The 22,367-nt window shown below is 50.3% G+C and carries 19 protein-coding genes and 2 tRNA genes; 17 read left to right on the forward strand and 4 right to left on the reverse strand.

Features of this window, described 5'->3' with window-relative positions:
* Nucleotides 1-250 precede the first annotated feature (250 nt).
* The 6 genes from APA10_RS00360 (at nt 251) to APA10_RS00385 (ending at nt 4,313) form a co-directional block, all read left to right on the forward strand.
* Entirely contained in the window at nt 251-553 is a 303-nt protein-coding gene (locus tag APA10_RS00360; protein ID WP_026019353.1) for an accessory factor UbiK family protein, read from the forward strand.
* Between the two features lie 57 nt (nt 554-610).
* Nucleotides 611-1,111, forward strand: a complete 501-nt coding sequence (locus tag APA10_RS00365; RefSeq protein ID WP_003623320.1) for a type III secretion system chaperone family protein — start codon at nt 611-613, stop codon at nt 1,109-1,111.
* Nucleotides 1,111-1,932 (forward strand): pyrroline-5-carboxylate reductase, encoded by an 822-nt coding sequence (gene proC, locus APA10_RS00370; protein ID WP_003630304.1) that lies wholly within the window; start codon nt 1,111-1,113, stop codon nt 1,930-1,932. The genes APA10_RS00365 and proC overlap by 1 nt, the downstream gene beginning before the upstream one ends.
* 57 nt (nt 1,933-1,989) lie before the next feature.
* A complete protein-coding gene (locus APA10_RS00375) occupies nt 1,990-2,631 on the forward strand; it encodes a hypothetical protein (protein WP_003630305.1) in 642 nt (213 codons plus the stop codon).
* A gap of 89 nt (nt 2,632-2,720) precedes the next feature.
* Nucleotides 2,721-2,795 (forward strand) — tRNA-Gln (locus APA10_RS00380).
* Between the two features lie 237 nt (nt 2,796-3,032).
* Entirely contained in the window at nt 3,033-4,313 is a 1,281-nt protein-coding gene (locus tag APA10_RS00385; protein WP_003623314.1) for an MFS transporter, read from the forward strand.
* Between the two features lie 74 nt (nt 4,314-4,387).
* Here the strand turns inward: APA10_RS00385 and APA10_RS00390 are convergent, their stop codons facing one another.
* Complete coding sequence (locus APA10_RS00390; protein WP_003623313.1) at nt 4,388-4,657, reverse strand: HU family DNA-binding protein; 270 nt, start codon at nt 4,655-4,657, stop codon at nt 4,388-4,390.
* 111 nt (nt 4,658-4,768) lie between these two features.
* Here APA10_RS00390 and APA10_RS00395 point away from each other — a divergent pair, with 111 nt between their 5' ends.
* The gene (locus tag APA10_RS00395; protein WP_003630307.1) at nt 4,769-5,728 is read left to right on the forward strand and encodes a rhamnan synthesis F family protein; all 960 of its coding nucleotides are present in this window, start codon (nt 4,769-4,771) and stop codon (nt 5,726-5,728) included.
* On the opposite strand, the gene APA10_RS00400 is transcribed toward APA10_RS00395, so the two are convergent.
* Both APA10_RS00400 and APA10_RS00405 read right to left on the reverse strand, forming a co-directional pair.
* The gene (locus APA10_RS00400; RefSeq protein WP_035366050.1) at nt 5,725-8,544 is read right to left on the reverse strand and encodes a glycosyltransferase; all 2,820 of its coding nucleotides are present in this window, start codon (nt 8,542-8,544) and stop codon (nt 5,725-5,727) included. The genes APA10_RS00395 and APA10_RS00400 overlap by 4 nt on opposite strands.
* Before the next feature lie 130 nt (nt 8,545-8,674).
* A complete protein-coding gene (locus APA10_RS00405; protein ID WP_035366052.1) occupies nt 8,675-10,096 on the reverse strand; it encodes a beta strand repeat-containing protein in 1,422 nt (473 codons plus the stop codon).
* Nucleotides 10,097-10,415: 319 nt separating this feature from the next.
* On the opposite strand from APA10_RS00405, the gene APA10_RS00410 reads away from it, so the two are divergent.
* The gene (locus tag APA10_RS00410; RefSeq protein WP_003630310.1) at nt 10,416-13,613 is read left to right on the forward strand and encodes a glycosyltransferase; all 3,198 of its coding nucleotides are present in this window, start codon (nt 10,416-10,418) and stop codon (nt 13,611-13,613) included.
* Nucleotides 13,614-13,750: 137 nt separating this feature from the next.
* Here the strand turns inward: APA10_RS00410 and APA10_RS00415 are convergent.
* Nucleotides 13,751-13,825: transfer RNA gene (locus tag APA10_RS00415), tRNA-Gly, on the reverse strand.
* A 196-nt stretch (nt 13,826-14,021) separates the two neighbouring features.
* Between APA10_RS00415 and APA10_RS00420 the strand changes: the two genes are divergently transcribed.
* From APA10_RS00420 to ubiM, 9 genes are all read left to right on the forward strand, one after another.
* Nucleotides 14,022-16,055 (forward strand): NAD(+) synthase, encoded by a 2,034-nt coding sequence (locus tag APA10_RS00420; protein ID WP_035366054.1) that lies wholly within the window; start codon nt 14,022-14,024, stop codon nt 16,053-16,055.
* A gap of 75 nt (nt 16,056-16,130) precedes the next feature.
* Nucleotides 16,131-16,727, forward strand: a complete 597-nt coding sequence (hisB, locus tag APA10_RS00425) for an imidazoleglycerol-phosphate dehydratase HisB (RefSeq protein ID WP_003623301.1) — start codon at nt 16,131-16,133, stop codon at nt 16,725-16,727.
* Nucleotides 16,728-16,873: 146 nt separating this feature from the next.
* A complete protein-coding gene (hisH, locus tag APA10_RS00430) occupies nt 16,874-17,530 on the forward strand; it encodes an imidazole glycerol phosphate synthase subunit HisH (protein ID WP_003630315.1) in 657 nt (218 codons plus the stop codon).
* The gene (gene hisA, locus APA10_RS00435) at nt 17,530-18,855 is read left to right on the forward strand and encodes a 1-(5-phosphoribosyl)-5-[(5-phosphoribosylamino)methylideneamino]imidazole-4-carboxamide isomerase (RefSeq protein WP_003630316.1); all 1,326 of its coding nucleotides are present in this window, start codon (nt 17,530-17,532) and stop codon (nt 18,853-18,855) included. The genes hisH and hisA overlap by 1 nt, the downstream gene beginning before the upstream one ends.
* Entirely contained in the window at nt 18,855-19,631 is a 777-nt protein-coding gene (gene hisF, locus APA10_RS00440) for an imidazole glycerol phosphate synthase subunit HisF (protein WP_003623295.1), read from the forward strand. Before hisA ends, hisF begins: the two co-directional genes overlap by 1 nt.
* Nucleotides 19,632-19,639: 8 nt before the next feature.
* Complete coding sequence (locus APA10_RS00445; RefSeq protein ID WP_003630319.1) at nt 19,640-20,074, forward strand: phosphoribosyl-ATP diphosphatase; 435 nt, start codon at nt 19,640-19,642, stop codon at nt 20,072-20,074.
* Between the two features lie 6 nt (nt 20,075-20,080).
* Nucleotides 20,081-20,455 (forward strand): histidine triad nucleotide-binding protein, encoded by a 375-nt coding sequence (locus APA10_RS00450; RefSeq protein WP_003630321.1) that lies wholly within the window; start codon nt 20,081-20,083, stop codon nt 20,453-20,455.
* Between the two features lie 33 nt (nt 20,456-20,488).
* Entirely contained in the window at nt 20,489-21,085 is a 597-nt protein-coding gene (locus tag APA10_RS00455) for a nitroreductase family protein (protein WP_003630322.1), read from the forward strand.
* Nucleotides 21,082-22,266 carry a 5-demethoxyubiquinol-8 5-hydroxylase UbiM gene (gene ubiM, locus APA10_RS00460; protein WP_003630323.1) on the forward strand — a complete coding sequence of 395 codons (1,185 nt, stop codon included), beginning with the start codon at nt 21,082-21,084 and terminating at the stop codon, nt 22,264-22,266. The genes APA10_RS00455 and ubiM overlap by 4 nt, the downstream gene beginning before the upstream one ends.
* Nucleotides 22,267-22,367: the final 101 nt, after the last annotated feature.

Here is a 22,367-nt window from a genome sequence, read left to right on the forward strand (position 1 = left end):
CATAAAAAGAGCATGCACGTGCCCTCAGCTTTTTCATTACATTACTTATAATAATGGGAACGCTCGCAAGCGCGGTCAATGGATGCCCGGCACCATATGAATGGCTGATACCCATATATCCCGCAGCCGCTAAAAGTAAGGCGTGGCATCTGGCGCTCATACTCTTTATAAAGCCCAGAACGTAAGATATCGGCATACACACACTTTGGTAACATTTATGCCGCAAACCAGAATGATGGAGAAACCGGTCATGGCTGACAAACCGCGCTTTTTTGATGATCTTGCCGGCGTGGCCGGTGGAGCTTTTTCCGCCCTTACAGGTGTGCGCGAAGAAATCCACGCTATTGTCCGCAGCCGCGTAGATGAAGTGCTGACAGGCCTGCAGGTTGTGCGCCGTGAAGAATTTGAAGTGATGCGTGATCTGGCGGCCCAGGCCCGCATTGGCCAGGAAGAAGCCGAACGCCGCCTTGCTGCGCTAGAAGAACGCGTAACTGCTTTGGAACACAAGCTGGCCCATAACACGCACGAACACGGGCATCAGCATCAGGACTGAAGCACTACTTCCCCTTAATATTCTTTATCTGCCTTCCCGCAGGCACGGAGTAACCCCATGCCAGCATTGACCTCTGAAGCATCATCCATGCTCACCAATCCGCTTGACCTCATGGAGCAGGTGATTGGTGGACATGGGTGGACATTCGAACGCTGCACACCCACAGAAATGGCGGCAGAAGCCCCTTCCCGCTGGTGTGATTACGGATTGTTCTTTTCATGGTCTGCCGAACTGGGCGCTATTCTGTTTACCTGTGCGTTCGATCTTAAGGCAGCACCCACGCAGTATTCTGATCTGTACGAACTGATCGGGTTGGCGAATGAGCAGATCTGGGTTGGGCACTTTAGCCTGGATACAGAAGATGGCGTTTTGCTCTTTCGCCATGCGTTGCTGTTACGCGGCACGCCATCTGTTACCGATGTATTTGAAGACATGATTGATATTGCATTGGCTGAATGCGAACGCTTTTACCCTGCTTTCCGCTTTTTTCTACACGCAGGGTTGGATGCCAAAACAGCACTCGCAACAGCCATGATTGATTGTCAGGGAGAAGCATAATGACAAACACCCCCCTCCTGCCCTCCATTCTTTTGGTTGGTTGCGGTAAAATGGGCGGTGCCATGCTGGAAGGCTGGTTGGCACGCGGGCTAGCCCCTTCTGTAGTTATGGATCGGCACCTTGCGGAGCTTCCTGCTCCTCACCGTGTTGTGCGCTCTCTTGATGCAATTCCGGCTGATTTTAAGCCCGATATTATTCTGGTTGCTGTCAAACCCCAAAAAGCCAATGGCGTTTTGGCAGAGCTGGCCCAGCGCTTCCCTAACGGCACACTGCTTTCCGTTATGGCTGGCCGCACGATTGCCAGCCTGCTGGCAGCTTGCCGGGAAGGAAATGCTGCGGCTTCTCCAATGATCATCAGAAGCATGCCCAATACGCCTTCTGCTCTGGGCGCTGGTATGAGCGGGCTTTACGCACCGCCCGAAGCCTCTGAAAAGCAGAAAAAGCAGTGTGATCAACTCCTCAGCGCTGTGGGTAAAACCGTATGGGTTGAACAGGAAGGGTTGATCGATTCCGTAGCTGCCATTTCCGGTAGCGGACCCGCTTATGTTTTCCTTCTGGCAGAACTGCTGGAACAGGCAGGCGTGGAGCAAGGGTTGGATGCCAAAACAGCCCGTGCGCTCGCGCGGGGCACCATTTATGGAGCGGGGCAAATGTTGCATCAGCTCCCCACTGATGCGGCAGAATTACGCCGGAATGTTACAAGCCCCGGCGGCACAACAGAAGCGGCCCTGAAGGTTTTGATGGCATCTGATGCATGGCCACACGCTGTTTCAACCGCCATTGCGGCTGCAGTTAAGCGCGCCAAGGAACTTGCATCCTGATTTTTGCCTTTATGACTGTTGATTATATTTTCTCTTTCTTCTCCCGCGGGTTTTTAAATGGACAATGATGATTTTGATGCAGCGCTGGTTTCATCTGCTTTAACGCTTGCTGCAGAGCGTGGCTGGTCTAGCATTTCTGTATTGGATGCCGCGCGTGATGCTGGCCTTTCCCTGCGTGAAGCACGGCAACGCTTTCCGCTTAAGGCGTCCATCCTGCTCCGTCTTGGCCGCATGGCCGATGATGTGGCTTTGGCTGATGACACGGTAAGCGGTAACACGCGTGAACGCCTGTTTGACCTGTTGATGCGGCGGCTGGATGTGTTCCAGCAATATCGCGATGGTCTTGGCTCTGTGCTGCGCAGCCTGCCTATGGATCCTCCCCTAGCTATTATTCTGGGCGGGGCCACGCTTGAAAGCATGCGCTGGATGGCAGATGCCGCAGGCATTAACGCCAACGGGCTGGGTGGCTTTGTGCGCGTGAACATGATTGTGGGCATATGGACCCACACTTTGCGCGCATGGGAAAAAGATGACAGCCCGGATATGGGCAGCACAATGGCAGCTCTGGATCAGGCTTTAGACAAAGCAGCCCGCTTTGGCCTCTTCCCTGCGGGTGATGAAGCGGCTTCTCTGGATGATGGATTGCCTGATCTTGAAGTGCTGCCCAATGCAGATTCCAGCTTTGCAGAAGGCCACTAATTCTTTACTTCTGATAAAGATCTGAAAAACAGACTTTACGAGAGCTGCCAGTTTGCCTTAAAAGAGCGGCACTGGCAGCTTAATGCTGATGGGGCGTAGCCAAGCGGTAAGGCAGCGGATTTTGATTCCGCCATGCGGAGGTTCGAATCCTCCCGCCCCAGCCAGAACTGATATCTCCAAAAAATATTCGCGTTTCCTGTTTTTATACAAAAAAGTGAAACCGTTTAATTTTAAGAATTTTTGTGTTTTATATTTTATTAAACAAGTAAAAAATCACTGCTACATTCAAATTCCCAAACATCTCATCCAGAAAAATAAAACTATTCTGAGCACATTTTCTTATACTCACACTTACTCTTGACGTTACGGGATATTCCTTTCTCTGGTAGAAAACGCCATTAGTGCTTTTTCTGTTGCTCTATCAGACTGCCCCCGTTCTCATGACAAACCCTTCTGCGCCGTCACCTTCACTTTTAAAACAATCAGGTATTCCTGCTGTTCTGGGAGGCAGAACACTTTCTGCCTTTGCATCTCAAGTTCAAGCCGTGGCTGTAGGGTGGCAGGTTTATGCCCTTACGCACAGTGCAGCCGCATTAGGCTTTGTGGGGTTGGCGCAATTTTTACCTATGGTGCTGTTTATATTTCCTGCCGGGCACGCAGCAGACCAGCATAACAGGCAGCGTATTGTTATTTCGTGCCAAGTGATTGAAGCGCTTGCTACGGCATTCATGGCGTATGCATCCTTCTCACATCACCTCACTTCCTTCATGATCTATGGGCTTGTGGTGATATTTGGCATCTGCCGCGCCTTTGAAGCACCTGCACAACAAACCTTTCTTCCCTCTCTGGTGCCACCTGCACTCTTCCCTCGTGCAGCCGCCCTTTCTTCTTCCCTATTTCAAGTAGCCTGTATCGCAGGGCCATCTTTGGGCGGGTTACTGTACGGTTTGGGTGCTGGAGTATGTTACGCGCTGTGTGCGCTTAGCTTTGCTATTGCAGCGTTTTGTACTTTTTCCATGAAATTACAATTTCCAACACGCGCCAAACAACCTGCAACGCTAGGTGCTGTTTTTGGCGGTATTGCTTTTTTACGCCGCAAACCCACCATGCTGGGCGCTATTTCTCTGGATCTGTTTGCTGTTCTGTTAGGGGGGGCAACAGCCATGCTTCCCATTTTTGCAAATGATATTCTGCATGCTGGCCCTTGGGGGTTAGGTTTGCTGCGTGCGGCTCCCGGTATTGGTGCTTTATTGGTGGCCGCTATTCTGGCGCGTCATCCTTTAGGACGGCATGCTGGATTATGGATGTTTACAGCCGTTGCCATTTTTGGATTTGCCACTATCGCCTTTGGTTTTTCTCGCTCCATTGCCGTTTCAGTTGTCATGTTAGCAATATTGGGCGGAGCTGATGTTATTAGCGTTATGGTGCGTGGCGCATTGGTTCAACTTGGCACACCAGATGAAATGCGTGGCCGCGTTTCTGCCGTGAACATGCTCTTTATCGGTTCGTCCAACCAACTGGGAGAGTTTGAAAGCGGGATGCTGGCCGCTGCTATTGGCCCGGTTCCCGCCGTTGTATTAGGCGGTATTGGCACATTGTGCATTAGCGGAATCTGGATGGCACTCTTCCCCGGCCTCCGCAAGCTGGACAGGCTGGAAAACATTACTCCCGATCATTCCTGATACAAAAAGAGCCTTACGAAACAATGTCCGTAAGGCTCTTTCAAAAGCTTATTCAGCTACACAACTGTGCAGGCTTAAACAGCCTTTTTCAGATTCGGGCTTGCTTTAAAGCGTACTGTTTTACCAGCTTTGACCTTCACCTGCTCACCTGTGCGGGGGTTCAAAGCCTTACGAGCTTTGGTTTTACGCACTGTAAAAGTACCAAAAGAAGGAAGTGTAAAACCACCTTCGCGCTTCAGTTCTTCTACAATTGCATCAATAAGGTCATTCGCTGCCTGATTGGCGGCAACGCCGGTGCAGTTGATCGAGTCCTGGATCACTGCTGCAATAAAGGCCTTGCTCATGAAGTACTAACTCCCTTTCAGACAGAACTGTATGCACAAGAATTATTTGGCTATCATGCCTATGCTTTAAGGGCTTGTAGTCACATTTTGATGAAAAAACCAACTTAAAAAATGCAGCATCTTTTAAATCCTCCCGATCCTGTCAGCAAAAACGGGTCATGTGACTTTTCAGACACAGGTTTGCCGCCGGGGTCTGTGTGTCTTTTTGCTGCATTCGCACCAGATGGTATTTTACCAATTTTTACACGGTTTTACCTAAAAAACATTTTGGACTGCGGCTTTATTCTGCATCTGGTTCTTTCTGGTGAAACACCACCAGATGAAGAAACCATTGTTTTCTGTAAAAAAAACAATATTCACGTTTGGCAACGCCCTAATGGAGGGATGGACTTTGGCGCATGGCGCTTTTTGTTCCAAAAAAACGTTGCATCTCAAGCCCCATACATACTTTTAGCGAACGACAGCGTTTTCGGGCCATTTCGGCCACTTGCCGACATGCTAAAACAAGCCCGCGCATATACTTTACCCGCTTGGGGGCTTGTTGCCTCACGGCTTGTTACGCCGCACTTACAATCATGGTTTGTTGGGCTTTCACAGCAAACACTCCAAGCCGCACCCGTGCAACGCGTTTTCTCCCTACCCTTTGAACAGATGAGCCGGAATGAAATTATCTGGCATGGAGAATTAGGGTTATCCGTTGCACTGCAAGAGGCTGGTATTCCCCTTCAGGCAGCCTGGAGCGATTTACACTCACCCTTCGCGCGCATTCTACCTACAAACCCTATGCACACGCACTGGTATTCTCTTGCCGCCTCTGGGCAGGTGCCTTTTATCAAGCGAGAACTCTTACGTAACAACAGCTTTGCCATCTCGAACTTGCAGCAATGGCCGGAAGTTATTCCACCAGCCTGCGGGTTTGACCCACAATGGATTACAGACAGCTTTTGCAAAAACGAACCCAGACCAGCACCTGCTGCCACAACAGCAAAAGGCCGCGCGCTTTATAACCTTATCAGCAGGGCAGATAGCCTACGCTGGAAAGTAGGCTATCTAAAACGGTCTATGCGTTAACCTGAAACTTGAGCTACTTCGCGCAACCAGTTTCCCAACTCTGCGCTTTGCTGCTCAAACGTGGCAAGGCTGGCTTTGTTCGGGTTCACATAATTCTGCATAAATCCGGGTGTATCCAGAAGGTCTTCTACCGCCATCTGCAAGGTTTCCGGCCTGCCATCTATAGGGATAAGGGTGCCATTCACCCCATCCTCAATATCCTCTGCCTGCCCGCCTGGGGCGGTAGAGATCACCCATACATCGCGCGACAATGCTTCACGCACAGTTAAACCATAGCTTTCCTTCCACTGAGAAGGAAACAGAAGCACATCAATGCTATTGAAAAATGCATCTATGGTTTCACGCGTATAGGCTGGAATGGTGGAAACCTGCCCCTGTGTTTTCCATGCCCCTGTGTAAACAGATTTGATACCTAGATTAAGCTTGTTATCAACGATAATCAGTTCCCAATCATCTCGTTTCAGCGCTTCAAAAGCACGCTTTACAAGAGAGTATCCTTTTATTTCTTCCGTTCCCCCAACATAGCCAAACCGCAGCTTCTGGCCAGCTGCTCGTGGTGTATGAGGAGATTTGGGCCACAAAAACCCGTTCCGGTTAATGCGAATTTTGTCTGCTGAAATTCCATTCGCAACAAAAAGCGCACGGTGTTCGGCACTTGGGGTCAGCAAGAGCGCTGCGTGCTGCATAGCCGTTGTCATCAATACCTGACGTTCCGCAAGATGCCGCGCATGCGGCACACAAAGCTGGCACGTATGCAGATTGATTTTTTCCTGAAAGCAATAATGTCCATCGGCTTTGACCATGAACTGCCGTTCACATAGCCACCACGCATCATGCAAGGTAATGACGTAAGGAATATTTTTTTCCATACATACTCTTACACAACCTAATCCCAACCCCTGTGTTGCATGAAAATGCACAACAGAAGGACGAAAGGCCTCTACCCACTTTTTAAAGGCCAGCGTAGCATCTGTATTATCCAATCCCGCTACAGAATCATGATCTGGGGGGGTTATAACACCCAGAATATCTGTGCCTTCCATACAATAGCGAATACTCGCCTTGCCTCGCTGCGCTAGAGCAGGACGAGATGTAAACACAGCAACCTTTGTATTTTTCTGCTGCTGGAGCCTACGGGCCATTTCCTCTGCAACAAATGTTGCCCCCCCGAATGACCGGGGTTCATAATAAATATTGGCACATAATATGCGGAATTCTGCTGACAGCTGAACATCCGGCTTTCCAAAAGCTGGCAAAACCTGATTCTTCACAATGGCTTCTGGGCTATAGTGGTCCAGAACGTCTGTACGCGCTTGATCGCCGAGTGTTTTGCGGAATGTGCTATCAGCCGCCAGCTTTAAAATAGCATCGCGCCATTCTGCATCTGTCTGCGCAACAAGCCCATTTTGGCCATCCTGTACAATCTGCATAAACGCATCACGCGGTGAACAGATCACTGGCAGGCTTAGAACAGCAGCTTCCAGAAATTTGATATTGCTTTTGGCATCATTGAAAATTGTAGGTTCTAATGGGGCAATCGTAATATCTGCTTGTGCCAATAAGTGCATATAAGCAGCGTAATCCAACCCTGTCTGGGTTTGTACACGCTCACCCAACGCATCAAACTCTGATGGCAGAGTGAGATCTCCGATAATATGAAGTGTCAGGCGTGGGTCTGCTTGCATGGCCGCAAGAATGCCTGCTGCTGCCAGCCTGAAATCAGCATCATGTGTGCGTGTGCCTGAACCATAGACAATACGTATCTCGCGTTGCGTATCATGTTGGGGCACACCGTTTTGCCGAATGTCGGCCACCACATCCAAGGTCTGCTGATCCAGCGCGTTTTCTATAACAACGGTATGCTGAATACCGGCTTTCTGCATTGCCTGAGCCAATACGCGCGTAGAGGCGATGGCTTTATCGCAGGACAGCAAACATTTACGAAAAAGCCGAACGCCAAAAAGAAGCTCTTCTTGCTCCTGCTTATCCAACGTAGCCAGATTACCGTTCTGCTTATAATCTTCTGCAGAAAAGATAAGGTCATCTACCTCCCACCAAGGTGAAAGTTCTAAGCGCCGAGCTTCCTTAAGAAGCAATTCAACTGCGGGAAAAGCGGGAACACGGTAAAAAATTACCTCTGTGCATACTTGAAGGGCTGAAAGAGCTTCTTCCGTTTCTCGCCAATCAACAACGTCTACAAGCCAGCCTAAAGACCGTAGTTGCTCTTCTTTCTGCCAAACCCGATATTTGGCACATTGGCGTAAAGATAACTCTGCAATAATGAGTATCCGAGGTGTAAAATCCTTTAAGCGGTCCTGACTTACATACGCGGAATAAACCTGATTTATTTTTTCTTCATGCGTTAAAATACTTGTAGTTTTCTTAGCTCCACCATCAACCGTCGCAACAACTTTGGTGGGTTTGCGTTCAAATAGACGCTCAGCAGCACGGCCAATAGATGAACGTGCCAAGCGATGAGAAATACGAAACCGTACCCCTGCAGCACCTTCATCCTGATAAATTTCTTGCAGCCTACGGTAAACGTCCGAGATTTTTCGGCCTGTTGGTAACTGCCCCTTACTTAAGTGCCGGACAACCCTCAACGGAGCCGTGAGACGCCAAGATAACGTATGCTGCCAGATGCTAAGCTGATGTTGAGACTGTGAAAGTTCATGCCGAAGGGAAGACGCTTCATGCGCTATGCCATTTATACGCATAGCCTGAATACGCATACTGGCCCGATAACTAGCTGTAAGAGCTTCTTCAGTAGACTGCTGCTTTTCAGGCGCGTTACACGGCAGTTTAGAATACGCCATAAGCTTTAATTCTTTCACAATACTGTAAAAATATCACATTATCTTTTTATACAACCTGTTCCAAAAAGAAAAGCCGGACCATAAGGCCCGGCTTTCCTTTTAAGCAAGAACGTAAATCTGTTCTAAAGACTTACTTCAGGCCAGAGAACTGGCTTTCGTTCAGGCTATCAACATTCACAAACGTAATCTGGCTGTGGTCAGACAGAGTAATTGTGGTGTTGTTACCGTTATGTGTTGCTTTATCCAGAACATCTGCCTGGAAAGAAGCTTTAGTGTAGTCGTAGTCCACCAACAGAACGGAGTTGCCAGCAGCGCTGCCAAAATCCTGAATGGTATAGTCTGCGCCAGCAACGCTGTTACGGAAACCGAACACGTTAGCGGCACCACTACCACCTTCCAAGGTGGCATCGCCTACACCGGCAACCAGCGTATCGGAAGCTGTGCCACCGATGAAGGTCTGGGTACCTGTTGTGCCTGCGTTGTTACCGAATGCCTGGAACCCGAATGCAGAAGATGCACCATCCAGCGTTTCGTTACCATCATTTGCAACGAACAGGTTGTTTGCACCGGAACCATCGATGGAGCCCTGCTGGCTTGCACCAACATGGATATCCAGACCGTTGGAACCGAAGATCGTGGCGTGACCAGCCGTAATGGTGGTTTCACCCGTGCCACCAATGAAGGTGAGATTATCGGAAACGTTGATCAGTGCAGAATCGGTGTTTTCGGTCTGCAGGTTACCATGAGCAGCGGAAATCGTGCTGTTCTGGCCACCTTCAACAGTGCCTGTTGCACCAGAGAAGTTGATGTAATCCAGAGAACCACCGGTAACGGTAGAAGCACCACCAACCGTGATCTGCTGGCTACCATTGGCATCTACCACCAGGGAGTTGTCAGACAACTGCACTGTGGAGCTGCTGCCGGACAGAGTAACACTCTGACGACCAGAGGTTGCTGTAATGGTGTCCTGGCCGTCGGAATGAACATAGTTCATGCCCGAACCCAGATCGATGGTGTTGTGGCCCAAGCCGGCAGCGATGGTGTTGTTACCAGCGCCACTGTTAACGGTATCATCACCGTTACCGGTCATGATGTTCCAGTTACCAGCGGAAGACAGGCTGTTGCCTTCGAACAGATTATCGCCAGATCCAGCCAGGAACTGGCCGCTCTGATCGCCTGCACGGAAAGCAATACCTGTATTGGTGCCGCCAAGAACGGTCATGCTGGAGGCAGTGCCACCATATGCATTCACGTTCACCCAACCATCAAGGGCAGTACCCGGCTGGCTGCTGGCATCGGAACCAATGCTCAGATAATCAACATTACCAGCAACGCGGTAAGAACCAGCAGAGGTAATAACCCCATAGCCGGCTTTGTTGCTATCGCTAAAGGTTGTATCCCCAGCAGAAAGGTTCTGTGCATCAAGCGTGCTGATGACTGAGTTCAACTGGTTCGACAGGTCAGTGGCCTGGTTGTACAGGGCCGAATTCTGTGCGCCGTCTACGGTAACCTGAACATTACCAGACGCACCGACAACCGTGATAATCGGCATGTATCCGTCCTTTTTCTTTACATTTTGCCGCGCCAGCCAGAAATTCCAACCCGCCTACGGCAATCTAACGCTATTCTTTCCTGCTTCGCAAAATACTGCACGAAACGCAAGCAGATTATAGTGTTATTACCTCGCTAACGACTGACACTGCAGTGCGTTGCCAGTCGTTAGCACTGTAAGAAATTTCTCTCCTTGATGAAATGAAAAACACCCAATCTATAGTGACAAATATTTATAATTTTCCTGAGAGTTGTATAAACATAGCCCACTAGCGTTGTTTGTTATTTTTCATCACAAAAACTGGACTCGTGCCGGACTCATGCCTGTAGCGCCTTCTTCTCTCTCAGAATCTCTTTCGTCATTGGAAGATTCTCCACTTTTCACCCCTATTGTACTGATACAAAACAGTACATCTGGATGTGAAAATATACCTTTCCTGACATGGATTCTTAAGGAGGCATTTTTTAGCGGATTATTATTGGTTGGGAGCAGTCTTTCCGTTAAAGAAACTTTAAATTTTAGCTCCAATATTCACCCATCACCTTTCCAGCTTACTTTCCAATCAGAGCTTCCATCTTCAATTACTCGTAAAAATCAGGTTATTTATATAGCTGCCAGAATGTGGCAATCAGCCGAACCTATTCAACAATTTCTAAATACTGCTCCTGAAGGCACTCTCCTTTTATTAGAAGACATAAAGGATTCGCGTCGCGCAGAAGCCTGGGAACACCTTTCTGCTCTCTTTCCATCCTTTGCGCTCATGCAAGGAAAAGGATTGGGCCTTCTGGCCACAACAGAAATTGCCTGCCTGTTTCCCCTGCTCACACCGGATTCCCGCCTTTCAGATGCGGAAAAAACTACCAAGTGCCTGCTGCGTGAACGCTTCGCTTTTGCTGGAGACTTCTGGTTTAACAAGGCACTTCTAGATGCTGCACATACCCAGATAAATACACTCAAACAGGATCTGGTAGAAACGCGCAGTCACATTTTCTCCCAGCAAATGCTGACGCACCATGAGAACGACCAAAGTGCACAGAAAATCGACTCGCTTCAAAAAGTCTTTCAACAAACTCAGAAAAACGAACAGGCGCTTATTCAAGAAAAACAAGAGATTACAGACCGTTTAGCTGCCTTTATTGACGCAGTTAAACAGAGAGACCTCTGTTATCAGCAACAGACTGAAGCTCTCAACAACCAGATAAGGGCCCTCAATACATATATAGAGTCATTAAAACAGACCTACCTATCCTATACACAGCACATTCATAACTTGTGGAGTCGGTTCGCTCAGGAGGTTCTTGACCGAACTGAAGCGCAAAATGCCCTTAAAACGTATCTCTCAACACCTTCCGGCATTATTCGTTCTATTGCGCGCGCCTTGGTAAAAGGGGTGGTTGTTCCATATGTGCCTGATTTACCCCAACCACCTCAAATAGAACCTGTGCCGCAAGCCCCTCCGGCTCCGCAACCTCTTGTGCTTGAATATAGTTCAACTGCACCTCTTGCCTTTCCCGAAGTTCCAGAAACTGATTCAATTCCCGCTCTTGAACAACCGTCACAGGGTTCTGGGTTTAATGTTCTGTTTGTTGCCGGTGAACCAGATTCCCCAGGCGTAAATTACCGCTGTATTCGCAATGCAGCTGCCTGCTCCCTTGTCGGTTTTCCTGCACAATGGAAGCGCTGCGCAGATGTTGGCCCCGATGATATCAACTGGGCTGATGTCATGGTTCTATGGCGTGTGGAATTCAGTGGCCATGTAGACATCATGCTGCGGCTGGCACGAGAACAAAACATGCCAGTTATTTTTGATACAGATGATCTTACGTTTATTCCTGGCCTTGCACGTATGGATATCATTGATGGCATACGCAGCATTGGCGCCACGGAAGAACGTATTGAAACCGTCTTTACAGATATGCAGCGCACCCTTTTGCGCACAGATATTGGTTTTGCACCAACAGATACCTTGGCAGATGCAATGCGGGTGTATCAGCCCGTTACCTATACTGTACCTAATATATACAATACGGAATGCTTGGCCCTAAGCCGCAAAGCTTATCGCATGCGCCAGCTTAACCCGGATGAACAGATTATCCGTATTGGCTACGCAACGGGTTCGCGCACACATCAAAAAGACTTTGCACAAGTAAGCCGCGTTCTTGCACGCCTGTTGCTGGAAAAACCCAACCTCCGGCTTGTGCTGTTCCGTGAAACCGGAAACCATCGTCCAGTTTTGCTCATGAACGAGTTTCCTGAATTTGAGCCTGTATATGACCAGATAGAATGGCGAGACATGTGCTCTTTGCCTGATCTTCCTTCTGAACTGGCCCGTTTTGATATTTCGATTGCGCCGCTGGAAACACAGAATCCATTCTGTAACGCCAAAAGTGAATTAAAATTCTTTGAAGCAGCTTTAGCTGGCGTGCCGTCCATTGTTTCCCCAACAGCCCCTTTCCGCCAATGCGTGAAAAACGGTCTTACCGGGTTGTTCGCCACCACGCCAGAAGAGTGGGAAACCGCGTTACGCACACTTATTGAGAATCCGGATTTGCGGCACCGTATGGCGCAAAATGCGTATCATGCTGCTTTGTGGCACTTTGGCCCCCAACGCCAGGCCATTCTTTTGGGCACTATTATGGAAAGCCTGAAAGGAGAAAAACAGGCCGCCAAAACCGCTGAAATACAGATTGCACGCAGCAACTATCTGGCACGCAACCTACCGGATATTCCGGATTGCAACGTATTGTTCCTGCATGATGCCCTGCAAGAAGCAAATGTTACCGTTATTATTACATCTTATAACTACGAAAGTTTTATTCTTGAGGCACTAGAATCCGTTCGGCTACAAACCCTTCCAGTCCTTGATCTTGTTGTTGTTGATGATGGGTCTTCAGATGGATCACTCAGCCTGATTAAAGGCTGGATGGAAAAACAGACAGTACGCTTTAATCGCCTCGTTCTGCTTCAAACCAATACCAATGCAGGGTTAGGCGGAGCGCGAAACTGTGGCGTTGCCTATGCTGAAACTCCATTCTTCCTACCCTTAGATGCAGACAATCGACTTTTGCCCCATGCATGCGAAACACTTTTAAATGCTACGGATGCGTTAACCGCCTATGCCTATCCAATTATTCAGCAATTTGGAGATCCTGCCCAACACCCAACATTAGGGCAGGAACCTTTCCAGCCCATGCAGTTGGTAGCTGGAAATTACATTGATGCCATGGCTCTGGTCGCCAAATGGGCGTGGTCTGCCGCAGGTGGTTACTACGTAAGCCGGGATGCAATGGGGTGGGAGGATTACGATCTCTGGTGCACCATGGCAGAATATGGTTTGCGAGGCACCCACGTGCCGGAAGTGCTGGCTGAATATCGCGTGCACCAGACATCCATGACCAACAATGTGACCGAAAAAATGGCACACAAACAGCGCGTGGTCTCATTGGTAGAAGCACGGCACCCGTGGATTAGGCTGGTGCAAAAAAGCGCCAAACAGCGTGAGGTCGCAACAAGCTAAAACTTACGGATAAAGCGCTGAGCCCGCAAACAAGCATACTGTTTGTGTGGCTTAGCTTTTGGCTTTGTGAAATGCGCAAAAAAACAGAACCCCATTTCTGGAATTCTGTAAACCGCTCTGATTTTCTTGGGAAAATCTGGAGCGGGCGATGGGATTCGAACCCACGACCCCAACCTTGGCAAGGTTGTGCTCTACCCCTGAGCTACGCCCGCATTGGATGGCCTCCTTTTACGGATGATCATTCAGATAGGCAAGAGGGAAAATGAAAAAAAATGCCTGAATCTGCATTTTCTTCCTTCAGCCCTGTCCTACTTGTGTTGGAAAGGGCTGTTGGCGCTTTTCAGCCTGTGCTGATACTGATGCTCAAACGCTTTTGCGCCGCAAGGAAGGAAAACCGTGTCTGCTTCCATGTTCCGGTCCCTTTATCATCAGGGATTTGCCCGCGTAGCCGCCTGCACCTTGCCTGTAGCGCTGGCAAACCCGGCCATAAACGCACAACGTATTCTGGAATCCGCCAAAACAGCCGCCACAGATGGTGCTGTTTTGTGTGTATTTCCTGAACTGGGGCTCTGCGGATATACGCTTGAAGACCTGCTGCAACAGGAAGCCCTTCTGGCAGAAACCAGAAAAACGCTTCTTTCCTTGGCTCAGGCTTCTGCCGCGTTGTGCCCTGTGCTGGTAGTAGGCGCACCGCTGTTATGGAAGAACGCACTTTATAACTGCGCAATTGTTATACATTCCGGCAAAATTCTGGGGGTGGTGCCTAAAAGCTATATCCCCAATTACCGAGAATTTTACGAGGCACGACATTTCCGCTCCGGCGCAGATATTCGCGGGCAGACAATAGAGATCAATGGCCATACCGTGCCATTTGGGGTGGATCTCCTGTTTGAAGCAGAGGATGTGCCCTCGTTCTGCCTGAGTGTAGAAATCTGTGAAGATATGTGGGTGCCTATCCCACCTTCGGCACATGCTGCAATGGCTGGTGCCACAATTATTGCCAACCTTTCAGCGAGCGACATTACGGTTGGCAAAGCAGAAACCCGGAACATGCTGTGCCAATCGCTTTCTGCCCGTAATATTGCCGCATACCTTTATGTCGCAGCAGGGGAAGGCGAATCCACCACGGATCTGGCATGGGATGGCCAAACCGCCATTTTTGAAAATGGCACCTTACTTGCCGCCAGCGAACGCTTTCCCTCCGGCGCAACCACTGTAATTGCCGATGTGGATCTAACACTTTTGCGGCAAGAGCGCCTGCGCATGGGCAGCTTTGCTGATGCAGCACATCAAGCAGATACAGATGCATGGCGGCACATTCGCTTTATCTTAGCGCCTCCCTCTGCAAATCTTGGACTCAAACGCCCCCTCTCCCGCTTTCCTTTTGTGCCCGCCGCTCCAGAACGTCTGGCGCAGGATTGCTTTGAGGCCTTTACCATTCAGGTATCCGCTCTCAAGCAGCGCCTTAAAACAAGCGGCGTTAAAACCATGGTTATCGGTATTTCCGGTGGGCTGGATTCTACGCACGCCCTGTTGGTGGCTGTACGTGCAGCGGATGAGTTAGGTTGGCCGCGCAGTGCTGTGCGCGGTTATACAATGCCCGGCTTTGGCACCACGGACAAAACCCTTGCCAGCGCCAATGCACTGATGGCCCAACTGAACATCACGCACGAAACGTTGGATATCCGCCCTGCTGCAGAACTAATGTTGCGCACCATGCTGCACCCTTATGCAGAGGGGCTGCCCGTGCATGACGTTACATTTGAAAATGTTCAGGCAGGTTTGCGCACGGATTTCCTGTTCAGGCTCGCCAACCAGCATCATGGCATTGTTATTGGCACAGGAGATCTCTCTGAACTGGCGCTGGGATGGTGCACCTATGGTGTGGGCGACCAAATGGCGCATTACAATGTAAATGCAGGTTTACCTAAAACACTTATCCAGCACCTTATCCGCTGGTGCATTGCTTCGGGCCATTTTGCCCCTGCTGTTGGCAAGGTGCTGACAGACGTTCTGGCCACAGAAATTTCCCCCGAACTCATACCTGTTGGTGAAAACGGCCCCCAAAACACGGAAAGCATTATAGGCCCTTACGCTCTGCATGATTTCGCGCTGTTTTATATCCTGCGCTACGGTTTCAGCCCATCACGCGTGGCCTTTCTGGCAGAACAGGCTTGGCAGGATGCCTCAACTGGCCAATGGCCTCCGGGTTTTCCTGCATCCGAGCAAAAAAGCTACGATCTACCTACCATTCGCCACTGGCTGGAAATATTTGTGCGGCGCTTTTTTGCAACCAGCCAGTTCAAACGCTCGGCCATGCCAAATGGCCCTAAGGTCATGTCCGGCGGTAGCCTTTCTCCCCGCGGAGACTGGCGCGCACCCTCCGATGGCAATGCTCGCCTCTGGCTGGATGATCTAAAGCAGAATGTGCCCGAAGCCTGAGCCATAAAGAAGGGTTTCTGCTTACCGCTGCCCAGATGGCGTTACGCCCCATCTTGGGCTATACTGGCCAACATTATGAAAGCATCGCGCCAAGCCACCATCCATCGCGTTACAAGCGAAACCGATATCGCCATTACCCTTGATCTGGATGGATCCGGGCAGGCCGATATTCAAACCGGACTCGGTTTTTTCGATCATATGCTTACGGCATTAGCCAAGCATGCCCTGTTTGATCTGAAAGTAACCGTGAAGGGTGACCTCTATATTGATGGTCATCACAGTGTTGAAGATACAGGTATTGCCCTTGGCATGGCCCTCAAGCAGGCCTTGGGGGACAAACGTGGCGTGCGCCGTTTTGGCCATGCCCTTGTACCGCTAGATGAAGCTTTGTGCGAAGCCGTGGTTGATCTTTCCGGTCGGCCGTTTCTGACATTTGAAGCCACGTTTACCCGTGATCGCATAGGGGATCTGGACACCGAACTGGTGGAAGAATTTTTCCGGGCTTTTGCCATGTCCGCCATGCTGACGCTGCACCTGAGAGAAAAAGCGGGCAAAAATTGCCACCATATTGCCGAAGCCGCGTTCAAGGCACTTGCGCGGGCGTTGCGCATGGCTGTGGAACCAGACCCACGGGCGCAAGGCAGCATTCCTTCCACCAAAGGCGTGCTATAATTTTTTATACGGGTTATTAACCCAGCCCTGCCCGACACATCTGTTCTGCAGCGCTGGGCACAACCGAGAAGAACGCAAACCTGTCTGGGCTGCGCCTGATATGGCTAACAGGATTCAGACAGGGTCACCAGCAACAAGAGGGTTCCATGACCCAGCCTCTTTCCATCGCCGTTGTTGATTATGAAGGCGGCAATCTGGCGTCCGCTGCCCGTGCTGCCCTGCGGGCTGCTGAGCTTTCGGGCATTGCAGCCGATGTTGTTATTACCAATGAGCCCACGGCTGTTTTGCAGGCAGACCGTATTATCCTGCCCGGGCAAGGCGCATTTGCAGATTGTGCCCGTGGGTTGGAAGCCATTCCCGGCCTAAAAGATTCCATCCTGAACGCTACAGCCAAAGGCACACCCTTTTTGGGCATTTGCGTAGGTATGCAGCTTATGGCTGAACGCGGGCGAGAACATGGGGTAACAGAAGGCTTTGGGTGGATTCCGGGGGAAATCACCCTCATGGAAGCCACGGGTCTTCGCCTTCCTCAAATGGGCTGGAACGAGTTGGAACTGCATACCCAGCATCCCCTCACCCAAGGCTTGGGCGCTGCTCCACACGGTTACTTTGTGCATTCCTACGCCCTGCAGAATACCGCTACCGATGTTCTACTTGCCACTACGGATTACGGTGGCAGCGTGCCTGCCATAGTGTGTAAAGGGAATGTTGCTGGCACACAGTTTCATGTTGAAAAAAGCCAGACAGTTGGCCTCAAGATTCTCGCCAATTTTCTAAGGTGGGATCCGAAAGCGCCCGTATAATGACCCGGAATAAACGCGTTCAACGCATTCTTAACCTAGAAGAAGATGACCTTCAGGCCTTATGTGAAGCCGTAGACGCTTCCATTCTGGATGGTGGTGGCTTTGGCTGGCTTCAGCCACAAGGGCGGCAGGTGCTGGAGCGCTACTTCAAGGGCCTGTTGCTTGTGCCTGAACGCATGCTGTTTGTTATCCGGCATAACGGCGTGATTGTAGGATGTGCACAGCTTGTACGCAGTGCCCGTAATAATGAGCTGCAAGCCATGTGCGTTACTCTGGCGCACTTGTTTATTGCACCATATGCGCAGCGTCAGGGCTTAGGCACGGCCTTATTGCATGAGGTGGAAAATGCCGCCCGCAGCATGGGCTTTCGGATTATGAATATCGAAGTGCCTGAAACGCAGGAAGGGGCCATTGCCCTTTTCCGTAAGGCTGGTTTTCTGCATTGGGGCACACACCCACTTTATACCCGTTTGGGCGACACTTACCTGCGCGGTCTGTACTTCACCAAATCATTGGATACAGACCAGCCTTTCCTTCCTACTTCCTTTCAGCAAACGCGGCCTGAAAACATGACAGCATCTTCCTCCACGCATCCTCTGACCCTTTACCCCGCCATCGACCTTAAGGATGGCGCCTGCGTACGTTTACGCCGCGGGGAAATGGATGATGCCACCGTGTATTCAGATAACCCCGGTGCACAGGCGCTGGCGTGGGAGGCTGCCGGCTTTAAATGGCTGCACGTAGTGGATTTGAACGGTGCCTTTGCCGGACAATCTGAAAATGCAGATGCGGTACGCTCCATTGTGGAATCAACAGATATTCCCGTGCAACTTGGCGGCGGCCTGCGTGACATGAAAGCCATTGAAGCATGGCTGGAAGCCGGAATCAGCCGCGTTATTTTGGGATCTGTTGCCGTAAAAAATCCTGCGCTTGTGCGTGAAGCTTGCCGCGCCTTTCCCGGCCGCATTGTTGCGGGCATTGATGCCCGATCTGGCCGCGTAGCAACCGAAGGCTGGGCCGAAGTTTCTGACATGCAGGCAACTGAACTGGCCCTGCGTATGCAGGAAGCTGGTGTAGCCTCCATCATCTTCACGGAAATCAGCCGTGATGGCATGCTGGAAGGACTGGATGTGGAACAAACTGTTACTCTGGCCAATACGGTTTCCATTCCCATTATCGCCAGCGGTGGCGTTGGCAGCATTGAACATCTGATTGCCCTGCGGGAAGCCACGCAGGAAGCTCCAGGTATTGAAGGCGTGATTGTAGGCCGCGCATTGTATGATGGGCGTGTAACCCCGGCTGAAGCCCTGAAGGTCTTAAGCTGATGCTCAAACTACGCGTTATTCCTTGCCTGGATGTGAAAAACGGCAGAGTGGTCAAAGGCGTTAACTTCGTTTCCCTGCGCGATGCGGGAGACCCGGTTGAACAGGCCGCAGTTTACGATGCTGCCGGGGCTGATGAACTGACCTTTCTGGACATCACCGCCAGTCATGAAAACCGTGATACGATTTTAGAAGTTGTAAGCAAAACAGCGGAAAAAATCTTTCTGCCTCTCACAGTCGGAGGTGGTGTGCGTACAACGGACGATATGCGCCGCCTTCTTTTGGCTGGGGCAGACAAATGTGCCATGAACTCGGCGGCGGTTAACCGTCCTGAACTGGTAAATGAAGCCGCCAACAAATTTGGCAGCCAATGCGTTGTGGTGGCTATAGATGCACGCCAGACTGCACCGGGAAAATGGGAAGTGTTTACCCACGGTGGCCGCACCCCTACCGGAATAGATGCCATAGACTGGTGCCGGGAGGTTGCAGAACGTGGTGCCGGAGAAATCCTTCTCACATCCATGGATCGAGATGGCACAGGAACAGGGTTTGATCTGGAACTTCTTAAAGCTGCAACACAGGCCGTAAGGCTTCCGATTGTTGCATCTGGCGGCGTAGGCAAGTTGGAACACTTTGTAGAAGGTGCCAAAGCTGGTGCCACAGGCCTTCTGGCAGCAAGTGTTTTCCATTTTGGCCAGTTCACCATTCCTCAGGTTAAAGCGGCATTGTCAGAAGCAGGCTTGCCGGTTCGCCCTTCCCCCGCTCCTTTTGCAGGTTAATCCGTATCATGACAAAAAAAGCACCTTCTAAAACAGAAGCAAAAACAGATACAAAATCTAAAAAAAACAAAGAGGCTCTAACGCTTCCTGAAATTTCAGAAGCAGATATTTCCGTTCTAAACCGCCTTTACGATGTTGTGCAGAGCCGCAAGGGCACAGACCCATCCGTAAGCCATTCAGCACGCCTGCTTTCCCGCGGCACTTACAAGATTGCCCAGAAGTTTGGGGAAGAAGCTGTAGAATGTCTGATTGAAGCCGTAGCTGGCCGAAAAGACCTTATGATTGGTGAAAGTGCTGATGTGCTCTACCACCTTATTGTTTTGTGGGTAGACGCTGGCATTACTCCAGATCAGGTTTGGGCGGAACTGCAGCGCCGTGAAGGTACAAGTGGCATTGCAGAAAAAGCGGCCCGTTCCAAAACCACAAAATCTGTAAAGGAATAATCAGAAATGGCTGTAACAGGTAGAGGGCCATATGACCCGCAAAACGTTTTTGCAAAAATCCTTCGCGGAGAAATTCCCTGCAAGGCTATTTTTGAAAACGAATGGGTTCTGGCATTTTATGATATTGCGCCCAAAGCCCCTGTTCATGTTCTGATCATTCCCAAAAATCCTTATGTTTCTTTTATGGATTTCAGCCAGACTGCACCGGCAGAGGAAATTGCAGGCGTTATGCGCGCTGCGGGCCAGATTGCGCTTGACCTTGGACTGGAAGAAAACGGCTACAGGTTGATTACGAATGCGGGCCTCCATAGTGGGCAAGAAGTTCCCCATTTCCATATCCATCTTCTGGGCGGAAAAGCATTGCCAGCCTTCCCGGCCTGATCTTTTGTTTCTTATCCAGACGGACATATCCTTATGACACCCATGGACATGCTTTTATCCCGTGCATCTACGGATCACCTTAAGGCTCCGGCACCATCTGAGGCGCAAATGGCAGAGGTTCTGGCGGCTGCCATGCGGGCTCCAGATCATGGAAAACTGCGTCCATGGCGTTATGTTATTGTAAAAGATGATGCACGCCGCCTACTGGCCGAACGTATTGTTGCCAGTATGGTTCGGCTTGACCCTGAAGTGCCTGAATTTAAAAAAGAAAAGCGCTTTAATAGATTTTCCACAATCCCCATGACACTCGTTCTGGGCATGCACTTGCGGCCAGAACATAAAATCCCGTTATGGGAACAGGAAATGACTGTAGCCGCAGGTGCCATGAATATCCTGAATGCACTGCACGCATTAGGGTTTGGTGCTGTTTGGGTTTCTGGTGATGTTGTGAACGATCAGGTTCTTGCTGAAGAACTCGGTTTTCCTGCACCGCATAAATTGGCAGGGTTTTTATTTATCGGCATGCCAGACGCGCCGCTTCCTACACCCAAACGCCCAGATCCAGCTCAGTTCACGGCAACCTGGCAGGGCCAGCCTGTAAGTTTTGCAGCTGATGGAAAAACACCATGACACATATAACAGATGCTGTTGTTATTGGTGGTGGCCCCGTTGGATTAGCAACAGCTCTTTCCTTAGAAAAAGCTGGTCTTTCTGTAACCGTGCTGGAACGTTCTCCACTGCCAGCATGGGAAGAACCTTCCTTTGATGGGCGGGAAATAGCCCTTACGCATTATTCCAAGCGTATCCTTAAAGAATGCGAAGCATGGGACCATATCCCGCAAAGCGTTATCTGCCCTTTGCGCGAAGCCCATGTTGAAACAGGAAGTTTTCGTCACCCGCTTACATTTGATACAAATGGGCGCGGAGAAGAAGCTCTGGGCTGGCTGGTTTCCAATAACCACATTCGGCGCGCCCTGTTTGCCGCAGCAAGTGAAAAAGAGCGCATTCACCTACAGCCACACACCAGCGTAGAAACGGTAAGACAAGGCCAAGATTATGCCGCCGTCCATCATTCGGGCGGACAGATCAAGGCGCGTCTTGTTGTGGGAGCTGATGGCCGCTTTTCTCCTACACGCAGACGTGCAGGTATTGGCGCCATTGTGCATGATTTCCACAAATCCATGCTGGTGTGCCGCATGGCGCATGAATCACCGCATCACAACATCGCCCTGCAATGGTTTGATGAAGGGCAGACAATCGCTTTGCTGCCTGTAAACGGTATGGCCTCCTCTTTGGTTCTCACACTCCCAGCAGACGAAATCCAGCGTCTGCTCGCAACACCACGTGATGAATTCAATGCAGAAATTACCCGACGGGTTGGAGCCAGACTGGGGCAAATGCGCCTGGTAAGCACACGGCATGCTTATCCACTTAAAGGGGTGTATGCACATCGCTTCACAGGCCGGCGTTTAGCTTTGGTTGGCGATGCTGCTGTGGGGATGCATCCCATTACGGCACATGGTTTCAACCTAGGGTTGAAGGGGCAAGAAACACTGGCGCAGTGCATTGGCAAAGCCTTTAACACTCAGGCTGATGCCGGAAACGCACAGGCCTTGCGGCAGTATGAACGGCAACACAGACGGGCAACTGCTTTGTTATTTGCAGGCACAAACGGCATAGCCTCGCTTTACACGCATGATGCACTGCCATTTAAGCCCATTCGGCAAGCCTGCATCCGTCTGGCAGACAGGTTTACGCCCTTCAAACAGGCCGTTACCACGCTTTTGATGGATAAAAAAACGACTGCTTGATGACAAAAAAGGCAGCCTGATTAGGGGCTGCCTTTTTTATTTTCACGTTCTACGGCGTGTCGTCAGTTAAGCTCTGAGTGTGGCACGTGAGGGTTGTAGTT

The organism is Acetobacter pasteurianus subsp. pasteurianus LMG 1262 = NBRC 106471, from assembly GCF_000285275.1.
Lineage (GTDB): Bacteria > Pseudomonadota > Alphaproteobacteria > Acetobacterales > Acetobacteraceae > Acetobacter > Acetobacter pasteurianus.

Bases quoted from the DNA above. Each gene is read 5' to 3' on its own strand.
- APA10_RS00360 (WP_026019353.1), top strand. From the start codon at position 251: ATGGCTGACAAACCGCGCTTTTTTGATGATCTTGCCGGCGTGGCCGGT.
- hisB (WP_003623301.1), top strand. From the start codon at position 16,131: ATGAAAGCATCGCGCCAAGCCACCATCCATCGCGTTACAAGCGAAACC.
- APA10_RS00405 (WP_035366052.1), bottom strand. From the start codon at position 10,096: ATGCCGATTATCACGGTTGTCGGTGCGTCTGGTAATGTTCAGGTTACC.
- APA10_RS00365 (WP_003623320.1), top strand. From the start codon at position 611: ATGCCAGCATTGACCTCTGAAGCATCATCCATGCTCACCAATCCGCTT.
- APA10_RS00420 (WP_035366054.1), top strand. From the start codon at position 14,022: ATGTTCCGGTCCCTTTATCATCAGGGATTTGCCCGCGTAGCCGCCTGC.
- proC (WP_003630304.1), top strand. From the start codon at position 1,111: ATGACAAACACCCCCCTCCTGCCCTCCATTCTTTTGGTTGGTTGCGGT.
- APA10_RS00375 (WP_003630305.1), top strand. From the start codon at position 1,990: ATGGACAATGATGATTTTGATGCAGCGCTGGTTTCATCTGCTTTAACG.
- hisA (WP_003630316.1), top strand. From the start codon at position 17,530: ATGACCCGGAATAAACGCGTTCAACGCATTCTTAACCTAGAAGAAGAT.
- APA10_RS00450 (WP_003630321.1), top strand. From the start codon at position 20,081: ATGGCTGTAACAGGTAGAGGGCCATATGACCCGCAAAACGTTTTTGCA.
- APA10_RS00390 (WP_003623313.1), bottom strand. From the start codon at position 4,657: ATGAGCAAGGCCTTTATTGCAGCAGTGATCCAGGACTCGATCAACTGC.
- APA10_RS00395 (WP_003630307.1), top strand. From the start codon at position 4,769: ATGCAGCATCTTTTAAATCCTCCCGATCCTGTCAGCAAAAACGGGTCA.
- ubiM (WP_003630323.1), top strand. From the start codon at position 21,082: ATGACACATATAACAGATGCTGTTGTTATTGGTGGTGGCCCCGTTGGA.
- hisF (WP_003623295.1), top strand. From the start codon at position 18,855: ATGCTCAAACTACGCGTTATTCCTTGCCTGGATGTGAAAAACGGCAGA.
- APA10_RS00400 (WP_035366050.1), bottom strand. From the start codon at position 8,544: ATGGCGTATTCTAAACTGCCGTGTAACGCGCCTGAAAAGCAGCAGTCT.
- hisH (WP_003630315.1), top strand. From the start codon at position 16,874: ATGACCCAGCCTCTTTCCATCGCCGTTGTTGATTATGAAGGCGGCAAT.
- APA10_RS00445 (WP_003630319.1), top strand. From the start codon at position 19,640: ATGACAAAAAAAGCACCTTCTAAAACAGAAGCAAAAACAGATACAAAA.
- APA10_RS00410 (WP_003630310.1), top strand. From the start codon at position 10,416: ATGCCTGTAGCGCCTTCTTCTCTCTCAGAATCTCTTTCGTCATTGGAA.
- APA10_RS00455 (WP_003630322.1), top strand. From the start codon at position 20,489: ATGACACCCATGGACATGCTTTTATCCCGTGCATCTACGGATCACCTT.